Genomic DNA, 18,185 nt, shown 5'->3' with positions numbered 1-18,185 from the left:
CACCGCCCGTCCGTACGTCTGGAACAGCGCCGTTCCTCGCGCGCGCACGGGGGAACACCGCACCGCTGCGCACGTCCGCGCGCCGGGGACCACGCCGTTCCTCCGGTGCGCGCGTCGGGAACAGCACCGTCGCACCACCGCTTCGCGGGCGCGGACGACGGGGACACCCCACCGTTCCCCCGTCCGCGCCCGTCCCCGGACCGCGGCGCGTCCGCGCCCGGGCCACGACCGCCTCCACACGCGCGCCCGGACCGGGCGCGCGGGCTCCACCGCGTCCGCAAGCCCACCCCTCACAGCGCCAGGAGACAGACGACGATGGCCGACCGGGTCACGGTGATCGGCTGGGACGGCTCGCCACTGACCGCCGCCGCCCGCTCCGCCCTCGGCGCGGCCACGCTCGTGGCCGGCGCCGCCCACCACCTCGCCCTCGCCGCCGTGCCCCCCGGCGCCGAGGTGATCCGCCTGGGCAGCATGGCCCTGGCCGCCCGCCGAATAGCCCGCCACCGCGGCTCGGCCGTCGTCCTCGCCGACGGCGACCCCGGGTTCTTCGGCGTCGTCCGCACGCTGCGCGCCCCCGAATACGGCCTGGAGGTGGAGGTGGTGCCCGCCGTCTCCTCGGTCGCCGCGGCGTTCGCCCGCGCCGGGATGCCCTGGGACGACGCGCAGGTCGTCGTCGCGCACAGCCGGGACCTGCGGCGCGCGGTGAACGTCTGCCGCGCCTACCCCAAGGTCGCGGTGCTCACCTCCCCCGGCGCCGGCCCGACCGAACTCGCCCTCATGCTGCGCGGGGTGCACCGCACCTTCGTCATCTGCGAGGCCCTGGGCACCGACCGCGAGCAGGTGTCGGTGCTGACCAGCGACCGGGCCGCCGACCACGTCTGGCGCGACCCCAACGTCGTCATCGTCGTGGGCGGCACGGCCGCCACCACCGCCCAGGACGGCGGCTGGATCGCCGGACGCGAGGCGGGCCACCCGGCCGCGCCGCGCGGCTGGGGCCTGCCAGGCCAGGCGTACGGCGGCGGCCTCGGGGAGGGCGAGTCCGACCAGCTCCGCAGCGCCCAACTGGCTCGCCTCGGCCCCCGCGTGGGCGACCTCCTGTGGGACATTGGCGCGGGCAGCGGCGCCGCCGCCGTGGAGGCCGCGCGGTTCGGCGCCGCGGTGATCGCCGTCGACCAGGATCCGGACGCGTGCGGGCGCACCACGGCGGTGGCCCGGCGCTACGGCGTCCAGCTCCAGGTCGTGCACGGCCGGGCGCCCCAGGTGCTGGAGGACCTTCCCGAACCGGATGTCGTCCGGGTCGGGGGAGGGGGCACGGCGGTGCTCGCCGCCTGCGCGGCCCGCCGCCCGGAGCGCATCGTCACGCACGCCGGGACCCGCGACGAGGCCGAGACGTTCGGCCGGGTGCTGGCCGAGGGCGGGTACGAGGTCGAGTGCGTGCTGCTCCAGTCGGTGGACCTGGACACCTCCGCCTGGGTCGAACGGGAGCGCTCCGTCGTCTTCCTGCTGAGCGGCTACCGAGTTCCCCACCCGTGACCGGGTCGGCACTCTGCGGCATGTAGGCTGGCGGATCGTTGCGCCGCCGTTCCGCGTGCGGCTTCGTACGCCAATATCCGGAAAGTACCGTGTTCTTGGCCATACGAGAGGCCCGCACGGGCGGACGTGCCGCCAGGCGGGTTCCCTCGTTCCGGCTATTGAGGCGGTAGAAGCGCCGAGGTCGGGCGCTTCGCACGAGCGGTTGGAAGGAGCACTACCGATGGGCGAGGGGTACGCATGACCGACACCGGCCAGATCCCGGACGAGGGGCTGCCGGAGAACGCGGGCGGACATCCCGGGCAGCCGCGGTCGGCGGCGGCTCCTTCCCCTGCCGACCCCGGAGGACCGACATCCCGCCGGGGCAGGCCCCCGGGCCCCCGCACGGACGCCTTCCTCATCGACTCCGGAGAACTGGGCGCGGACGACGACGACCTGCTGCTGATGCCCGGCGCCCAGGGCGCGTGGAGCGAGCAGCCGGCACAGCACGGGCGGCAGCCGCAGTACGGTCAGCCGCCCGTTCCGTCTGCGCCGGGGGGCGCGTACGAGGCCGCCCCGCCCGCGCCCGCCGGCCCGGCCGGACCTGACGCGGCGGCGGAGCCGCGGCCCCGCGCCCGGCGGCGGCGTGCCGTCGCGCCGCCTCCGTTCGCGACCGAGCAGGGGCAGACCGCGCCGCAGCCCGGACCGGGCGCGCCGTACGGGACGTCCACCCCGGGCGCGTCGGCTCCCGGCGCTTCGCCGTACGAGCCGATGGCCCCTCAGGCCGGTGACCACGAGAGCGGGGGCCGGGACACCGGTTCCGTCGACCTCGGTGGCGTCCGCATGCCGCCCCCGGCGCCGGAGCAGGCCCCGCCGCCCCCGCGCCGTCCCCTGCACATGGGCCCGCCGGTGCCGGACCCGACCGGCGGCGTGGTGCGCTCGCTGGCCGACCGCGGCCCCGCCCCGGCCGCGCGCCCCGCCGCCCCGCTCACTCAGCCCGTCCCGAACGGGCCCGAATACCTCGACGCGCCGCGTGCCGACGGCGCGCCTTCCTACGGGGCGCCGGACGCGCCGCTGCCCGGTCCGCAGTTGGGCGAGATCCCCGCGCAGGGGGGCGCCGGCGCCTGGCAGGGCGCCGCGCCCTCGGTGGCGGGCGCGGCTGATGCCGGGCCGTCTGCCGTGCCGGTGGGGCCGGACGCTGCCGCGGGCTCCGGGGAAGGGCCTGCGTCCGAACTGGAGGGCGAATCCGGGGTTCCGGTTTCGGACGGGGCGCCGATGGGGGCCCAGTCTGATGCGTCTCAGGTGCTCGATCTGTCTCAGGTGACGGGGGATCTGTTCCCGGTCGAGGAGACGGTGGAGGCGGGCGCGGAGGCGTCCGGGGCGTCTGGGGCCTCTGGGGCTTCTGGAACCTCTGGAATCCCTGGGGCCTCTGGAATCCCTGGGGCCTCTGGGGCTGAGCCTGAGTCGGGGGCGCCTGCGGTCGTTGCCGACGCGTCGACTCCGGTGGACGGGGCCCAGCCGGGCGCCGCGGCGGGGGAGGACGTGTCGGGCGATGCGGCCGGCGGACCTGGTGCTACGGCCGGTGCGCCCGGTGCTGCTGACGGGGCGGAGGCTTCTGCTTCTGATGCTTCGGACGGTGCTGAAGGTGCCGGCGCCGGCGCTTCCGAGCAGGTGGGCGCTTCCGAGCAGCAGGTGCCGGAGGCCGGTGAGCAGGGCGCCGCGTTCGTCGCGTCCGAGAACGGGCTCGTCGCGCCCGATGCAGCATCCGCCGCATCCGATTCCGGGCTCGCTGTCCCCGATTCCGGGCTCGTCGCGCCCGAGGTGGGGGAGCCGGGCGCCGGTGTGCCCGTGACCGGGGACGGCCCGGAGGGTGTGGTCCGGCTTCCGGCGCCGCGTCCTGCGGCGGGGGAGGAACCGTCGTCCGAGGTGGCCGGGGGACCCGAAGGGACGCCGGTCGCCGCCGAGCCGGACGCGGGGGAATCCCCGGCGTCTGAGGGCGCGGCCGTGTCCGAGGACGTTCCGGGCACTGACGGCGCCGTGGTCGCGCCCGGCCTTCCGGCCTCCGGGGAGGCTTCGGCCTCCGGAGAGGCTTTGGCTTCCGTGGATGCGCCGACATCCGTTGGACCGCTGGTTCCGGGGGGCGAGCAGGTTTCCGGTGCCGTGCCGGTGCCTACTGACGCCGTATCTGCGCCTGCTGACGCCGCATCGGCGCCCGACGAGGCGTCGCTGCCGGGCGGTGACGTGGCCGAGTCCGGTCCGGTGGCCGAGAGCGGCTCCGTGGCCGATTCCGGTCCGGTGGCCGAGGCCGACGCTGCCGACGAGTCCGTGTCCCCGGACGCCTCGGCCCCCTCCTCTTCCGGGGAGCCTGCGGGTCCCGTGGCGGATGCCGCGCCTGCCGACGCGTCACCTTCCGCCTCCACCGAAGAGGCGGTCGCCGACGGCACCGGCCTGCCCGGCTCCACCCGTCCGTCCGGTCCCGCCGAGGAGGCCGGGAACCCCGCGCGGCCGTCGTCGGAGAGGGCGCCCGAGGCGGCGTCGATGCCGGACGGCGATGCGGGCGAGACCGTTTCCGGTCCGGTGACCGCCCAGACCGCGCCCGAGGCGGCGTACGAACCCCCCGTGGCCGCCGCCGAGGCGGCCACCGGCCCCGCGGAGACGGCGGCCGACGCGGGCCCGCCGGCGACCGGGACCTCGGCCACCGTGGCCCCGGCCGACGACCCGAGGGAACCGCACGAATCCCAGGACACCGCCGCTCAGAGCGCTCCGCCCCAGGAATCCGCCGAGGAGTCCGTGGCCCCGAGCCCCGAGCCCCAGGACCCTGCGGCCCCGCCGACCCCGGCGCCCGTGGCCCAAGAGGGCCAGACCCCTTCGGCGGACGGGCGATCCATGCCCGAGCCGTCCGTGACGGACGCCGCCGCGCCCGTCACCCCCTTGACCGACCCCGTAGTTGAGAACCTGGTAACCGAGAACGTAGTGGCCGAGCACCCCGTAGTCGTCAATCCCGTACAAGACGGGGCCCCGGCCCCCACCGCACCTCCGGTGACCGAGCCGCAGGCTCCGGACACCCCGACCGGCACGGAGCCGTCCGTGGCCGCCGCACCCCAGGCGGGCGAGGAGACCGGCGCGGACGCGCCGCAGGCTCCCGTCCCGGCCCCCGCGGTGCCGCAGGCGCAGGACGCCGCCGAACCCGAGGAGCAGGCCCCCGCCCCGGCGGCGGACGGCTCCCCGGAGGCGCCGGCCGCCGGTGACGCGGCCGTCCCGTCCCAGTCCACCGCTCCCGTGATCCAGGACCCGCAGGCCACGGCCCCCGACGCCATCGCCGTCGAGATTCCGGCCCAGGCGGCTCCCGAGCCCGTGAGCACGGCCGCCGACGACGTGCGGGCCCTGCCTGACGGCGTGCCGCCGACGCCCGAAGACGCCCGGCCCGCCGCCGAGCCGCAGGCCCCCGAGGCCCCGAGCGCCGAGGCCCGGCCCGCCGACGCTTCGGCCCAGGCCGAGGCCGCCGCGGAGGCCCGTACCGACGCGACCGACGCCGCCGCTTCGGCCGGGTCCGCCGCATCGGCCGAGTCCGTGGCTCCCGCCGCCGACACGCAGGCACCGGCGTCCGTCACCGAGGCCACCCCCGAGCCGGCCTCGTCCCCGTCCCTCGCGGAGGAGACCGGGGCCGCTACCGCGTCCGACGCCACCCCCGAGCCCGCGTCCGGCGACACCGGCACCGCGCCGGAGGCCGACGGCAGCGCGTCCGACGCCACCCCCGAGCCCGGCACTGCGCCCGAGGACGAGAGCGCCGCCACCGCTCCCGAGCAGGCCCAGGACGACGCCCCCCAGGCGCCCGCCGCCGAAGAGGCACAGCTCGTCACCCCGGAGCCCGCCGCCCAGCCCGCCCCGGCCGACGGCGACGCCCCGGCGACCGACACCACCCGGCCCGGCGCCCCCACCGAGGGACCCGACTCCCCGGCGCCGGAAGCCCCGGCCTCGGAGTCCGCCGCCTCGGAGTCCGCCGAACCGGAGACCTCCCACCCGGAAGCCGTCGCACCGCAGGCCACCGAGCCGCAGCCCGCCGAGGCCCCCGCGTCCCCGACCGACGCCGAGGCCCCCGCCGAGCCCGTGGCCGACCCCGCTGCCGTCACCGAGCAGACCGGCCCTGACACCGAGCAGACCGGCCTCACCGACGACCCTTCCCCACAGCCCGAGCCCCACCAGGCCCCCGAGCAGCCCACCGCCCCCGAGGCCCCCAGCCAGGCCGCCGACACCACTCCCACGGACGCACCCGCCGAGGACGCGCCTGCCGAGGACGCCCCCACCACGGACGCCCCCACCAACGACGACCAGACGGAGGCGGCCCCGGCCCAGGAAGAGGCCCCGGCCGCCACCCCGGCCACGCCCCCCGCCCCCGCCTACGACGACTCCGAGCGGGCCGCCGTGCACCGGGTGATGCGGGAGCGCCGGGACATCCGCAACGGTTTCCGGGGCGACCCGATCCCCAACGAGGTGCTGCTGCGCGTCCTGGAGGCGGCGCACACCGCGCCCAGCGTCGGCCACTCGCAGCCCTGGGACTTCGTCGTCATCCGCTCCCAGGAGACCCGCGAGCGGATGCACGAGCTCGCGATGCGGCAGCGTGACGCGTACGCCAAGTCGCTGCCCAAGGGGCGCGCCAAGCAGTTCCGCGAGCTGAAGATCGAGGCCATCCTCGAAACGCCCGTCAACATCGTCGTCACCGCCGACCCGACGCGCGGCGGCCGGCACACCCTCGGCCGCCACACGCAGCCGCAGATGGCCCCGTACTCCTCCGCCCTGGCGGTGGAGAACCTGTGGCTCGCCGCGCGCGCGGAGGGCCTGGGCGTGGGCTGGGTCAGCTTCTTCGACGAGCGCGAGATGGTGCGCGAGCTGGAGCTGCCCGAGCACCTGGAGGTCGTCGCGTACCTGTGTGTGGGGTATGTCGACGAGTTCCCGGACGAGCCCGAGCTGATGCAGGCCGGGTGGGCCAAGCGCCGCCCGCTGTCCTGGGTCGTCCACGAGGAGACGTACGGGCGCCGCGCGCTGCCCGGCGAGGAGCCGCACGACCTCCTCCAGGAGACGCTGCGGCGCATCCGCCCGCTGGACGCGAAGGCGCTCGGCGAGGCGTGGGAGCGGCAGAAGCGCATGACCAAGCCCTCGGGCGCGCTGGGCATGCTGGAGATCATCTCCGCGCAGCTGTGCGGCCTGTCCCGCAAGTGCCCGCCGCCGATCCCGGAGCCCGCCGCCGTCGCGGTCTTCGCGGGCGACCACGGCGTGCACGCCCAGGGCGTCACCCCGTGGCCGCAGGAGGTCACGTCCCAGATGGTGGCCAACTTCCTGGCGGGCGGCGCGGTGTGCAACGCGTTCGCCACCCAGGTGGGCGCCGAGGTCTGCATCGTGGACGTGGGCGTGGCGAGCGACCTGCCCGCCGCCCCCGGCCTGCTGCCGCGCAAGGTCCGGCCCGGCACCGCCGACTTCACCACCGGCCCGGCGATGTCCCGCGAGGAGGCGCTGCGCGCCATCGAGGTCGGCATCGAGACCGCCCGCGACCTGGTGGCGGCCGGCAACAAGGCGCTGCTGACGGGCGAGATGGGCATCGGCAACACCACGCCGTCCGCAGCCCTGGTGTCCGTCTACACCGAGATGGACCCGGGCGAGGTCACCGGCCGCGGCACGGGCATCAACGACGAGACGCACTCCCGCAAGATCGACGTGGTGCGCCGCGCCCTGGAGCTGCATCGCCCGGACCCGGCCGACCCGATCGGCGTCCTCGCGGCGGTCGGCGGGCTGGAGCACGCGGCCCTGGTCGGGCTGATCCTCGGCGGCGCCTCGCTGCGGACGCCCGTCATCCTGGACGGCGTGAGCGCCGGCGCCGCCGCCCTGGTGGCCCGCGCCATCGCCCCCGAGGCGCTGGCGGCCTGCATCGCGGGCCACCGCAGCGCCGAACCGGGCCACACCGCCGCCCTGAACAAGCTGGGCCTGCGTCCGCTGGTCGACCTCGACCTCCGGCTCGGCGAGGGCACCGGCTCGCTGCTGGCGCTGCCCGTCGTGCAGAGCGCGGCCCGGGCCATGCACGAGGTCGCCACCTTCGCCTCCGCCGGAGTGACGGAGAAGAGCTGACCGGACACCGGCCCGGAGAGCGCCCGGTCGGGCACGGCCCAAACCGGGTCCGCCCGGGCCCGAGCGGGCACCCTCCGGAGCCGGGTCCGACCGGGCACATCCCGGAACCGGGCGTGACCGGGCACCCTCCGGAGCCGGGCCCGACCGGGCACGCCCCGGAACCGAGCCCGACCGGGCACCGTTCGGGAAGAACCGCCCCGGATGGCGCCCACCGCCACCGCCCCGGAACAGCGCTCACCGGGCACCGCCCGCCCTGGTGTGACCCCCGGCCCGCAGCCTCATAGGCTGTGGGCCGGGGCCGTACGTCCCCGCCCGTCCCCCTCACCAGCCGCTCCACCGCCGCAGCGGCCCCGTACCACCCCGCACAAGGAGCCACACCGCCATGGCCGAGCACGCCGAGCACCACGCCTATCCCGTCGGACTGCGGCTGTCCGGCCGCCGCGTGGTCGTCCTCGGCGCCGGCCAGGTCGCCCAGCGGCGGCTGCCCGCGCTGATCGCGGCGGGCGCCGACGTCCTGCTGGTCTCGCCGTCGGCCACCCCCTCCGTCGAGGCGATGGCCGACACGGGCGAGATCCGCTGGGAGCGCCGCGGCTACCGGCCGGGCGACCTCGCCGACGCCTGGTACGCGCTGATCTCCACCGACGACCCCGAGGCCAACGCCGCGGCGTCCCGGGAGGCCGAGGAGCGCCGCGTGTGGTGCGTGCGCTCCGACGACGCCGAGGCCGCCACCGCCTGGACCCCGGCCACCGGACACATCGAGGGCGTCACCGTCGCCGTCCTGACCGGCCGCGACCCGCGCCGCTCGGCCGCCCTGCGGGACGCCGTCGTGGACGGCCTGCGCGACGGCCGCATCGCCGCCCCGCACCACCGCCCGCGTCCCGAGTCCGAGGGCGGGGTGCCCGTCGCGCTGGTCGGCGGCGGCCCCGGCGACCCGGACCTGATCACCGTGCGGGGCCGCCGGCTGCTCGCCGAGGCGGACGTGGTCGTCGCCGACCGGCTTGGCCCCCGCGACCTGCTGGACGAGCTGCCGCCGCACGTCGAGGTGATCGACGCCGCGAAGATCCCGTACGGCCGCGCCATGGCCCAGGAGGCCATCAACGACGCCCTGATCGAGCACGCCCGGGCCGGCAAGCGGGTGGTCCGCCTCAAGGGCGGCGACCCGTTCGTCTTCGGGCGCGGCATGGAGGAGGCCCAGGCGCTGGTCGAGGAGGGCATCCCGTACACCGTCGTGCCCGGCATCTCCAGCACCATCAGCGTCCCCGGCGCCGCCGGCATCCCCGTCACCCACCGGGGTGTGGCCCACGAGTTCACCGTCGTCAGCGGACACGTCGCCCCCGACGACGCGCGCTCGCTGGTCGACTGGGCGGCGCTCGCCAAGCTGCGCGGCACGCTCGTCGTCCTGATGGGCGTCCAGAACAGCGGCGCCATCGCCGCCGCGCTCATCGAGCACGGCCGGGGCGCCGACACCCCCGTCGCCGTCATCCAGGAGGGCACCACCGCCGCGCAGCGCCGCGTGGACGCCACCCTGGCCAGCCTCGGCGAGACCATACGCGCCGAAGGCGTGCGCCCCCCGGCGGTCATCGTCATCGGCGACGTCGTCACCCTCACGCCCCGCTGACCCCCCGAGCCACCCCTCCGAGCACCTGAGCCCCTCCGAGCACCTGAGGCACGCTTCCCTTGGCCGACATCATCACCATCGACGACCCGGACGACCCCCGGCTCGGCGACTACACCTCCCTGACGGACGTGGAACTGCGCCGGCGCCGCGAGCCCGCCGAGGGCCTGTTCATCGCCGAGGGCGAGAAGGTCATCCGGCGCGCCCACCAGGCCGGTTACCGGATGCGCTCCATGCTGCTGTCGGCCAAGTGGCTCGACGTCATGCGGGACGTCGTCGACGAGGCACCGGCACCCGTGTACGTGGTCGAGCCCGCCCTCGCCGAGAAGGTGACGGGCTACCACGTCCACCGCGGCGCCCTCGCCTCGATGCACCGCGAACCGCTGCCGGACGCCGCCGACCTGCTGCGCACCGCCCGCCGCGTGGTGATCATGGAAGCGGTCAACGACCACACCAACCTCGGCGCCATCTTCCGCAGCGCCGCCGCCCTGGGCATGGACGCCGTCCTGCTCTCCCCGGACTGCGCCGACCCCCTCTACCGCCGCTCGGTGAAGGTCTCCATGGGCGCCGTCTTCTCCGTGCCCTACGCCCGCCTGGAGAACTGGCCGCACGACCTGGAAACCGTCCGGTCGTCCGGCTTCCGCCTCCTCGCCCTCACCCCGCACGAACGCGCCATCACCCTCGACGAGGCCGCCCCGCACCGCCTGGACCGCGCCGCCCTCATGCTCGGAGCCGAGGGCACCGGCCTGACCACCGGCGCCCTGAACGCCGCCGACCAGTGGGTCCGCATCCCCATGGCCCACGGCGTGGACTCCCTCAACGTGGGCGCGGCGGCAGCGGTGTCCTTCTACGCGGTGACGGCGGGGCGGACGGGGGACTGAACACGGCCGGCGCCGGAGCGTCCGGCTCCCGGCTGGCGGGGGCTGCCGGAAAGCTGCGCCAACGACCTTGGGGCGCGGGGTGCGTGGGTTCGGTGGCTGTTTCCGCGCTCTGAGTGGCAGCCGGGCGGCTCTCGGTCCCTGTGCTAGGGAAGCGCCGGTTCGGTGGCCGTCCTATGGGGGCGCTGGCTCGGTGGCTGTTTCTGCGCGTGCCGGGTGGCGGTCGGGCGGTTTTCGTTTTCTGTGTCTGTGTGGCCCTGCGGCGTGTGCCGGTTTGGTGGCTGTTTCTGCGTGCCGGGTGGCAGTCGGGCCGTTCTCGGCCACCGTGTCCGTAGGGCCTTACGGTGCGCGCCGGTTTGGTGGCTGTTTTTGCGCGTGCCGGGCGGTGGTCGGGCGGTTTCCGGTCCGTGTGTCCGTACGGTCCTATGGGGGCGCTGGGTCGGTGGCTGTTTTTGCGCGTCGGATGGCGGTCGGGTCGTTCTCGGCCACCGTGTCCGTAGGGCCTTACGGTGCGCGCCGGTTCGGTGGCTGTTTCTGCGCGTGTCGGATGGCGGTCGGGCGGTTTTCGTTCTCTGTGTCCGTACGGCCCTACGGCGTGTGCCGGTTCCGTGGCTGTTTCTGCGCGCCGAATGGCGGTCGCGCCGTTCTCGGCCTCTGCGCCCGTACGGCCTTACGGCGCGCGCCGATTCGGTGGCCGTCCCCGAACTCCGGATGGCGGCCGATTCTGCCTTCGTTCCCGGCGCCCGGACAGCCTTACGGTGCGGTGCGCGCCGAATCGACGGCCGCCCCCGCGCTCCGAGCGACGGCCGATCCACCCTCGTCTCCCGCGTCCGGCCCGGCCGCGCCCCCTGCGCCCGGAATGGCCTCGCGCACCGCATCCGCCGCCGTCCCGTCGGACGCCGTCCCCCCGGACGGCGCCCCCTTCTCAGTGGCCTCACTCTCAGAAGCCCCCCTCTCAGAGACCGCCTTCTCAGGGCTCGCCCCCGAAGACAGCTCCCCGGCTTCGGTGGTCGCCGTCGCGCTCCCGTCCTCGGTCACCGGAACCCTCTGTTCCGGTCCCAGCCCGTTCGCGGGTCCCTGGCAGCCCTGGGCCGCCGCGATGCCGAGCGCCACGAGGAGCGTCACCGTCACGAACACGATGATTCGCTGCCGCAGCAACCGCCGGTTGGGCCGGCCGGGACGCGTCGGCCGCGCGGGGCCGCGCCGCTCCGCGGCCGGGCGGGCCGATGTCCCCGCGGGCGTGCGCGCCGGCGGACGTGAACCGTTTCGCCCCGCGTCCCGGACGCCCGGCGCGGGCCCCGCGGGGCGGTGGCCCGGACGCTGGCGCCCCTTGGGTGCGGCACCCGGCGCGCCCGGGCGTGACGCGGAGCCCCGGGACGGATGCGGACGCGGCGCGGGCGTCCCCGTGCCCGCCGCCCCGCGAGGCCCCGGCGCACCCGCGCCCGACCGCGAGGCGGACGCGCCCGGCCGGGAAGCGGATCCACCGGGCCGGGGCGTCGGGGCGGCCCCCGCCGCCCCGCGCTCGGTCCGCTGCCGCGCGTACTCCTCGGCCCGCCGCCCGGTCGGCCGACCGGACCAGGGCCGCTCGTCGGCCGCCCGCGCGGCGGCGCCGTCCGAGGGGCCGGACAGCCCGTGTGCCTCCCGGGCCGCGATCTCCTTGAGCCGCAGCGACAGGGACAGGGTGCTCGGCCGCTCCGCGGGGTCCTTCGCCAGGCACGCCGCGATCAGCGGCGCCAGCGCGTCCGGAACGGCGGCGAGCTGCGCCTCCTCGTGCACCACCCGGTAGAGCATGACCTCCGAACTGCCCTGCCCGAAGGGGGAGTCGGCGGTACAGGCGTACGCGAGCGTGGCGCCCAGCGCGAAGATGTCCGTCGCCGGGGTCACCGCCGCGCCCCGCACCTGTTCGGGCGCGAGGAAGCCGGGGGAGCCGATGGCGGTGCCGACGTGGGTGAGGGTGCTCGCGCCGGTGGCCCACGCGATGCCGAAGTCGATGATCCGCGGCCCCTTGGGGGACAGCAGGATGTTGGACGGCTTGAGGTCGCGGTGCACCACGCCCGCGTCGTGGACGGCCAGCAGCCCCTCGGACAGCGCGGCCCCGATGGAGGCGACCTGCGCGGGGGAGAGGGGGCCGTCCTCGTTCACCTTGTCGTGCAGGGAGGGACCGGGGACGTACTGGGTGGCGAACCACGGACGGTCCGCGTCGAGGTCGGCCGCGACCAGCCGCGCCGTGCAGCCGCCGCGGATCCGCCGGGCGGCGGACACCTCGCGGGCGAACCGCGACCGGAACTCCGGGTCCTCCGCCAGGTCCGGCCGGATCACCTTCAGGGCCACCCGCTGCCCGCGCTTGTCCGAGCCGAGATAGACCACGCCCATCCCGCCCGCGCCGAGCCGCCGGTGGAGCCGGAACGAGCCGACGACACGCGGGTCCTCGCGTCGGAGCCGCATCATCGCCATGTCCATCCCCGCTACCCGGTCCATCTGACGTGGCACAGCTTACGGATTGACGGCTCGTCGCGCTGATAGGCCGCGCAGGCGTCGGCGGCGCGATCCCCGGCGCGCGACGGAAACCCCCAAGAGAGCGGCCCACGGGGCTCCGACGCGCGGGGACACGCCGCCCGGGGCCCCAACGGTGCGCATGAGCAGGGCGATTGGAAGGTCGCGGGACGAGGCGACGGTGGCCGTCGGGGACGCCGCGGGCGCGGGCGGCGCGGGCACGGGAGCGCCGGGCGGGCCGCTTTGCCGCCCCGGGCCGGGGCCGCCCGGGGCGGCGGCGGAAGTGAGAGAAGTCACCTTTCGCGGATCACCGCCCCCGCTCCCGCCACCCGACCCCTACAGGGTGGAGCCGACCGCCCCAACCGGGAGGACGAAGGCAATAACGGCCGAACGTCCCGAAGATGCGGCCCACCCCTCAGGGAAGACCCTCAGTTCCGACGGATGATCTCCACCCAGGGGAGTACGCGACCCGCCGCGCCGTCATCCTCGCGGAGGCCCGGCAATCAGTACGACGGCATGACGTCCGGCCCCTCGCCCGTTGCCTAATGTGGTGGTCAAGCGGCGGACGCAGCACTCGTCCCCCGAGGTCACCACGTCCGCCGCCCCGATACGAACAGGAGAGGGACGATGGCGGAGAGCCCGGGACGCACGGCCATCCGGACGCAGGGGCGCAAGACCGTCTCGGTGTTCGGCGGCCACCAGCCGTCCGGCACCCGCCACCCCCTCGTCGCGGTGGCCATGGTGCTGCCGCTGGCGGTTCTCCTCGCCGTGGTCTTCGGCGGCTGGGAGGCCGTCGTCACACAGGCGTCGTCCGTGGCCGGAATGCTGGGGCGCTGAGCGCCCCAGTCCTGGGAGAGCGGCCCGGGACGGGGGACATTCCGGCTGACAACCCCGTGGGGACGGGGGTGCGGCGGACGGCACACGCGGCCGGGCATCTGGGGAGATGCCCGGCCGCCGCGCATTTCCGGCAGACGTACGCCGCGCATTTCCGGCAGACGTACGATGCCGGAGCGCCCGAAGAGCGGCGGCGCGAAACCCCGAAGAAGGCGCGCACCCCACACCCGCGCACCCCGCACCCGAAAGCCCGCCGTCCGGCCTCCGGAAGAGCCGCCCGGCCCCCGGAAGACCGGAGACGCGCACCCCTTTCCACCCCCGCCGGTCACGCCACCCACCCCAGGTACGCCATGCCCACACCCCAGCCCACCCCCTCCACGGCCCCCGTTCCCGCACCCCGCCCCGCCCCCTCCCCGACCGGACCGGCGCATGCCTCGATCCCCGCCCAGCTCGCGGCACTCCCGCACCACCCGGAAACGGCCACACCCCCGCAACCCTCCCCGGCACCCCCGCACGCCCCCCGGCCGAACCCGGAGCCCTCCGCGCCGCCCCCGCACACCACCCCGCCGACCCCTGGCCCCTCTCTGGCAAACCCGGCCCCCTCCCCGGCAACGGCCCACCGGCCCACGCCCCCCACCCTCCTGGCCGACCGCCCCGACGGCACCGTCCTGCGCACCGGCCCCACCGTCGCCAAGGCCCACGCCCCCGACTGCGACCCCGCCGACCTGGCCGCCCGGCTGCGCGTAGCCGCCCACCCCCGGCTGCACGGCGTCCTGCTCCCGCCGCTCCCGCTCACCGCCCCGGACGGCTTCCTCGTCCTCCTGGACGACGGACGCCCGGCCACCCGCTGGCCCTACGGCGCCCCCGTCGCCCCGGACGACCCCGAGGGCGCGCCCTGGGAGGACGCGGCCCGTCTGCTGGCCCGCCTGCACGCCGTACCGACCGCCCGCCTGCCAGGCCCCGTCCCCCCGATGCGCGGCCCGGCCAAGGCAGCCCGCGCCCTGACCCGGATGCGGCAGGCCGAGGTCACGTCCCCGGCGCTGCGGGCGGCGGCGGACACCGTGGAGCGCGCCTGGTCCCCGCTGCCCGCGTGGGCCCGCGGTCAGGCGCCGTCACCCCGCGCGGACGCCCTGTGCCACGGGGACCTGCACCTCGGACAGCTCGTCAGGCACCCGGCCCCGGACGGCCCGTGGCTCCTCATAGACATCGACGACCTGGGCCTGGGCGACCCGGCCTGGGACCTGGCCCGCCCCGCCGCCTGGTTCGCCACGGGCCTGCTCGCCCCCGCCGTCTGGACCCGCTTCCTGGACGCCTACCGCGCCGCGGGCGGCCCGGCCGTGCGGCCCGACGGCGACCCCTGGCCCGAACTGGACGTGCCGGCCCGCGCCCTGACGGTCCAGACGGCCGCGCTCGCCGTCGCCAAGGCCGCCGCCGCGGGCCGCGCCCTGGACGAGGTCGAGGCCGCGCTCGTCGACGCCTGCGCCAGGATGGCGAGCCCGCCGCCCCCGGCGGAGTCCGGTTCGCCGGCCGTAGGGTGAAACCCTCACCACCGGGTGTTCGAGCCGGCGGTGTCGTACGAACCACAGGAGTTGAGTCGACATGCAGTGTCCCAAGTGCCACGCGCCGATGCACACGTACAACCGCAGTGGCGTGCACATCGAACAGTGCTCCGGCTGCCGGGGGATCTTCCTGGACTACGGCGAGCTGGAGTCGCTGACCCGGCTGGAGTCCCAGTGGGCGCAGCAGGCACCGCCCCCGCCCCCCGCGCAGCCGTACCCGGCGGCCCCCGCCTGGGGCGCTTCGCACCACGGCCACCACGGTCACCACCACGGCCACCGCGGCTTCGGCCGGATGCTCTTCTCTTCCTGAGCCCCCGCTCCCGGATTCCGGGCCCCGGCGGAACACCCCGTTCCCGAAGGGGCCGGAATCCGGCACGCGAGCACGCGCCCGAAAACGGGACCGCCACGGAAGGAGCGCCCGCAGAAAACAAGGCCCCAGAAAGCGGAACTCCGAACTCCCGGGAAAAGCGGAACCCGAAAACACACGCGCCCCGAAAACCACCCCGACAACGACGAAGGGCCGGGGTGAATACCCCGGCCCTCAGCCTTTACGTGTGCGCGATACTGGGATTGAACCAGTGACCTCTTCCGTGTCAGGGAAGCGCTCTCCCGCTGAGCTAATCGCGCGGGACGGTCCTCGTGGACCAGTGGACGATACTGGGATTGAACCAGTGACCTCTTCCGTGTCAGGGAAGCGCTCTCCCGCTGAGCTAATCGTCCTCGGGAATCGCGGCCCAAGGCCGCGTATTCGACAGTGCGCGATACTGGGATTGAACCAGTGACCTCTTCCGTGTCAGGGAAGCGCTCTCCCGCTGAGCTAATCGCGCGGGACGGTCCTTGCGGACCAGTGGACGATACTGGGATTGAACCAGTGACCTCTTCCGTGTCAGGGAAGCGCTCTCCCGCTGAGCTAATCGTCCTTGGAGGTGGAGACGGGATTTGAACCCGTGTAGACGGCTTTGCAGGCCGTTGCCTCGCCTCTCGGCCACTCCACCAGGAGTGCGGGGGTCGGGAAGATCCCCCATCGAGCGGACGACGAGACTCGAACTCGCGACATCCACCTTGGCAAGGTGGTGCTCTACCAACTGAGCTACGTCCGCAGATCCGTCCCCCGGAGTGATCCGGGGAGTGATCTTGTCTCCGTTTCGCTTCCGCGTCCCGGCGACGTGTTGAACTCTAGCGGATTCCTGGGCCAGTACAAAAACACGTTTGCGCAGCGTGCTGCCGTGCTGCTGTGGCCAAGGCTCTCGGAGCGCCCCCGCCATAGACTCGCTGACGTGCACGACCTCCCTCCCATGGCCCGCTTCGGCGGCCTGCTCGCCACCGACCTGCGCGATGTGACCAGCGATCCGGCGGCCCTGGACTCCAGTGGCTGGTGGGCCGTGGTCGCCGACTTCGAGGGCGGGCTGCGCTGCGCCCGCTTCGGGGACGTCCGCCCGGCCCCACCGCCGCGGCCGGACCGGTGGTGCGGCCCGGCCCCGGAGGACTGGCTCAGCTCCCTGGACCACGCCGCCTACACCGCGGGCGTACGCCGCATACGCGAACACATAGCGGCGGGCGAGGTCTATCAGGCGAATCTCTGCCGAATCCTGAGCGCACCGCTGCCCGACCCGGACCGCGCCGACGTGGACGCGCTGACCGCGCTGCTGGCCCGCGGCAACCCGGCCCCGTACGCGGGCACCGTCCGGCTCCCGGCCCACGGCGTGGAGATCGCCACCGCCTCGCCCGAGCTCTACCTGCGCCGCACCGGCCGCACGATCGAGTCCGGCCCCATCAAGGGCACCGGCCGCGTCCGCGAGGACCTCCTGGAGAAGGACCACGCGGAGAACGTGATGATCGTCGACCTGGTCCGCAACGACCTGGGCCGCGCCTGCGCCACCGGATCGGTGACGGTTCCGGAACTGTGCGTCGTCGAGGAGCACCCCGGGCTCGTCCACCTCGTCTCCACAGTGCGCGGCGACCTCCCCGAAGAGCGCGCCGCCACCGGCTGGGCCGACCTCCTGGCCACCACCTTCCCGCCCGGCTCCGTGACCGGCGCCCCCAAGCACAGCGCCCTGCGGATCCTCGAACGGTTGGAGACCGCCCCGCGCGGCCCCTACTGCGGCGGCATCGGCTGGGTCGACGCCGACCGCGGCACGGGCGAGCTGGCCGTCGGCATCCGTACCTTCTGGGTCGACCGCCACGTCCCCGGCGGACCGTTGCTGCGCTTCGGCAGCGGAGCCGGCATCACCTGGGACTCGGATCCCGAGCGGGAGTGGCAGGAGACCGAGCTGAAGGCCCGCAGACTGCTCGCGGTAGCGTCGGGCCGGTACGAGGCGTACGAGGCGAGCGGAGGAGAGAGACGATGAAGATCTGGCTCGACGGGCGACTGCGGGACGCCGACGCCGCCCGGGTCTCCGTGTTCGACCACGGCCTGACGGTCGGCGACGGCGTCTTCGAGACGCTCAAGACCGTCGACGGCCGTCCGTTCGCCCTCACCCGCCACCTGGAGCGCCTGGCGCTCTCCGCGCGCGGCATGGGCCTGCCCGAACCCGACCTGGACGAGGTCCGCCGCGCCTGCGCCGCCGTCCTGGACGCCAACCCGATGCCGCGGGGACGGCTGCGCGTCACCTACACCGGCGGTCTCGCGCCCCTCGGCTCCGACCGGGGCGAGGCCGCCGCCACCCTCGTCGTCGCGATCGCCGAGAGCGCGCCCCACCCGGACACCACCGCGGTCATCACCGTCCCGTGGACCCGTAACGAGCGGAGCGCGCTCGCGGGGCTGAAGAGCACCTCCTACGGCGAGAACGTCATCGCGCTGGCGCGCGCCCGCGAACAGGGCGCCACCGAGGCCCTGTTGGGCAACACCGTAGGCGCCCTGTGCGAGGGCACCGGCTCCAATGTCTTCGTCGTCCTGGACGGCGAACTGCACACCCCGCCCCTGACCTCCGGCTGCCTGGCGGGCATCACCCGCGCGCTGACCGTCGCCTGGGCGGGCGCGAAGGAGACCGACCTGCCGCTGGACGTCCTGGAGCGGGCGGACGAGATCTTCCTGACCTCCACCCTGCGCGACGTCCAGGCCGTCACCCGCGTCGACCGGCGCCAACTGGCCCCCGCACCGGGCCCGGTGACGGCCGAGGCGATGCGGATCTTCCGGGAGCGTTCGGCCGCCGACTTCGATCCCCGGTGATGACGCCCGCC

General features: G+C 75.5%; 10 protein-coding genes and 6 tRNA genes. 9 read left to right on the top strand and 7 right to left on the bottom strand.

Features of this window, described 5'->3' with window-relative positions; translation table 11 throughout:
• The first annotated feature begins 315 nt into the window (after positions 1 to 315).
• The 4 genes from cbiE to ABZX96_RS08410 all read left to right on the top strand — a co-directional run bounded on the left by cbiE (position 316) and on the right by ABZX96_RS08410 (position 10,122).
• Positions 316 to 1,533 (top strand): precorrin-6y C5,15-methyltransferase (decarboxylating) subunit CbiE, encoded by a 1,218-nt coding sequence (gene cbiE, locus ABZX96_RS08425; RefSeq protein ID WP_355539915.1) that lies wholly within the window; start codon positions 316 to 318, stop codon positions 1,531 to 1,533.
• 1,980 nt (positions 1,534 to 3,513) lie between these two features.
• Positions 3,514 to 7,626: a nicotinate-nucleotide--dimethylbenzimidazole phosphoribosyltransferase gene (gene cobT / locus ABZX96_RS08420; RefSeq protein ID WP_355540053.1), complete on the top strand. Its 4,113-nt coding sequence runs from the start codon at positions 3,514 to 3,516 to the stop codon at positions 7,624 to 7,626.
• 382 nt (positions 7,627 to 8,008) lie between these two features.
• Positions 8,009 to 9,244, top strand: a complete 1,236-nt coding sequence (cobA, locus tag ABZX96_RS08415; RefSeq protein WP_355539912.1) for a uroporphyrinogen-III C-methyltransferase — start codon at positions 8,009 to 8,011, stop codon at positions 9,242 to 9,244.
• Between the two features lie 59 nt (positions 9,245 to 9,303).
• On the top strand, positions 9,304 to 10,122 hold the full coding sequence (locus ABZX96_RS08410) for an RNA methyltransferase (protein ID WP_355539909.1): 819 nt from the start codon (positions 9,304 to 9,306) through the stop codon (positions 10,120 to 10,122).
• A gap of 750 nt (positions 10,123 to 10,872) precedes the next feature.
• Here the strand turns inward: ABZX96_RS08410 and ABZX96_RS08405 are convergent.
• Positions 10,873 to 12,573, bottom strand: a complete 1,701-nt coding sequence (locus ABZX96_RS08405; protein WP_355540050.1) for a protein kinase — start codon at positions 12,571 to 12,573, stop codon at positions 10,873 to 10,875.
• 666 nt (positions 12,574 to 13,239) lie between these two features.
• On the opposite strand from ABZX96_RS08405, the gene ABZX96_RS08400 reads away from it, so the two are divergent.
• The 3 genes from ABZX96_RS08400 to ABZX96_RS08390 all read left to right on the top strand — a co-directional run bounded on the left by ABZX96_RS08400 (position 13,240) and on the right by ABZX96_RS08390 (position 15,315).
• The gene (locus ABZX96_RS08400) at positions 13,240 to 13,449 is read left to right on the top strand and encodes a hypothetical protein (RefSeq protein ID WP_355539906.1); all 210 of its coding nucleotides are present in this window, start codon (positions 13,240 to 13,242) and stop codon (positions 13,447 to 13,449) included.
• 347 nt (positions 13,450 to 13,796) lie between these two features.
• The gene (locus tag ABZX96_RS08395) at positions 13,797 to 14,984 is read left to right on the top strand and encodes an aminoglycoside phosphotransferase family protein (protein ID WP_355539903.1); all 1,188 of its coding nucleotides are present in this window, start codon (positions 13,797 to 13,799) and stop codon (positions 14,982 to 14,984) included.
• Positions 14,985 to 15,045: 61 nt separating this feature from the next.
• On the top strand, positions 15,046 to 15,315 hold the full coding sequence (locus ABZX96_RS08390) for a zf-TFIIB domain-containing protein (RefSeq protein ID WP_355539900.1): 270 nt from the start codon (positions 15,046 to 15,048) through the stop codon (positions 15,313 to 15,315).
• A gap of 245 nt (positions 15,316 to 15,560) precedes the next feature.
• Here ABZX96_RS08390 and ABZX96_RS08385 read toward each other — a convergent pair.
• From ABZX96_RS08385 to ABZX96_RS08360, 6 genes are all read right to left on the bottom strand, one after another.
• A tRNA-Val gene (locus tag ABZX96_RS08385) sits at positions 15,561 to 15,632 on the bottom strand.
• A 21-nt stretch (positions 15,633 to 15,653) separates the two neighbouring features.
• Positions 15,654 to 15,725: transfer RNA gene (locus ABZX96_RS08380), tRNA-Val, on the bottom strand.
• Between the two features lie 35 nt (positions 15,726 to 15,760).
• Positions 15,761 to 15,832 (bottom strand) — tRNA-Val (locus ABZX96_RS08375).
• A 21-nt stretch (positions 15,833 to 15,853) separates the two neighbouring features.
• A tRNA-Val gene (locus ABZX96_RS08370) sits at positions 15,854 to 15,925 on the bottom strand.
• Position 15,926: 1 nt separating this feature from the next.
• A tRNA-Cys gene (locus ABZX96_RS08365) sits at positions 15,927 to 16,000 on the bottom strand.
• Between the two features lie 32 nt (positions 16,001 to 16,032).
• A tRNA-Gly gene (locus ABZX96_RS08360) sits at positions 16,033 to 16,105 on the bottom strand.
• Between the two features lie 177 nt (positions 16,106 to 16,282).
• On the opposite strand from ABZX96_RS08360, the gene ABZX96_RS08355 reads away from it, so the two are divergent.
• Together ABZX96_RS08355 and ABZX96_RS08350 are read left to right on the top strand one after the other, a co-directional pair.
• A complete protein-coding gene (locus ABZX96_RS08355) occupies positions 16,283 to 17,353 on the top strand; it encodes a chorismate-binding protein (protein ID WP_355539897.1) in 1,071 nt (356 codons plus the stop codon).
• The gene (locus tag ABZX96_RS08350; RefSeq protein ID WP_355539894.1) at positions 17,350 to 18,174 is read left to right on the top strand and encodes an aminodeoxychorismate lyase; all 825 of its coding nucleotides are present in this window, start codon (positions 17,350 to 17,352) and stop codon (positions 18,172 to 18,174) included. The genes ABZX96_RS08355 and ABZX96_RS08350 overlap by 4 nt, the downstream gene beginning before the upstream one ends.
• Positions 18,175 to 18,185: the final 11 nt, after the last annotated feature.

It is taken from the genome of Streptomyces sp. NPDC003077 (assembly GCF_040611095.1).
In the GTDB taxonomy this organism is placed as follows: domain Bacteria; phylum Actinomycetota; class Actinomycetes; order Streptomycetales; family Streptomycetaceae; genus Streptomyces.
The sequence above is the reverse complement of the archived record's forward strand: the minus strand, read 5'-3'. Positions and strand labels throughout refer to the sequence as shown.

Bases quoted from the DNA above. Each gene is read 5' to 3' on its own strand.
- cbiE (WP_355539915.1), top strand. From the start codon at position 316: ATGGCCGACCGGGTCACGGTGATCGGCTGGGACGGCTCGCCACTGACC.
- cobA (WP_355539912.1), top strand. From the start codon at position 8,009: ATGGCCGAGCACGCCGAGCACCACGCCTATCCCGTCGGACTGCGGCTG.
- ABZX96_RS08405 (WP_355540050.1), bottom strand. From the start codon at position 12,573: ATGGCGATGATGCGGCTCCGACGCGAGGACCCGCGTGTCGTCGGCTCG.
- ABZX96_RS08400 (WP_355539906.1), top strand. From the start codon at position 13,240: ATGGCGGAGAGCCCGGGACGCACGGCCATCCGGACGCAGGGGCGCAAG.
- ABZX96_RS08395 (WP_355539903.1), top strand. From the start codon at position 13,797: ATGCCCACACCCCAGCCCACCCCCTCCACGGCCCCCGTTCCCGCACCC.
- ABZX96_RS08390 (WP_355539900.1), top strand. From the start codon at position 15,046: ATGCAGTGTCCCAAGTGCCACGCGCCGATGCACACGTACAACCGCAGT.
- ABZX96_RS08350 (WP_355539894.1), top strand. From the start codon at position 17,350: ATGAAGATCTGGCTCGACGGGCGACTGCGGGACGCCGACGCCGCCCGG.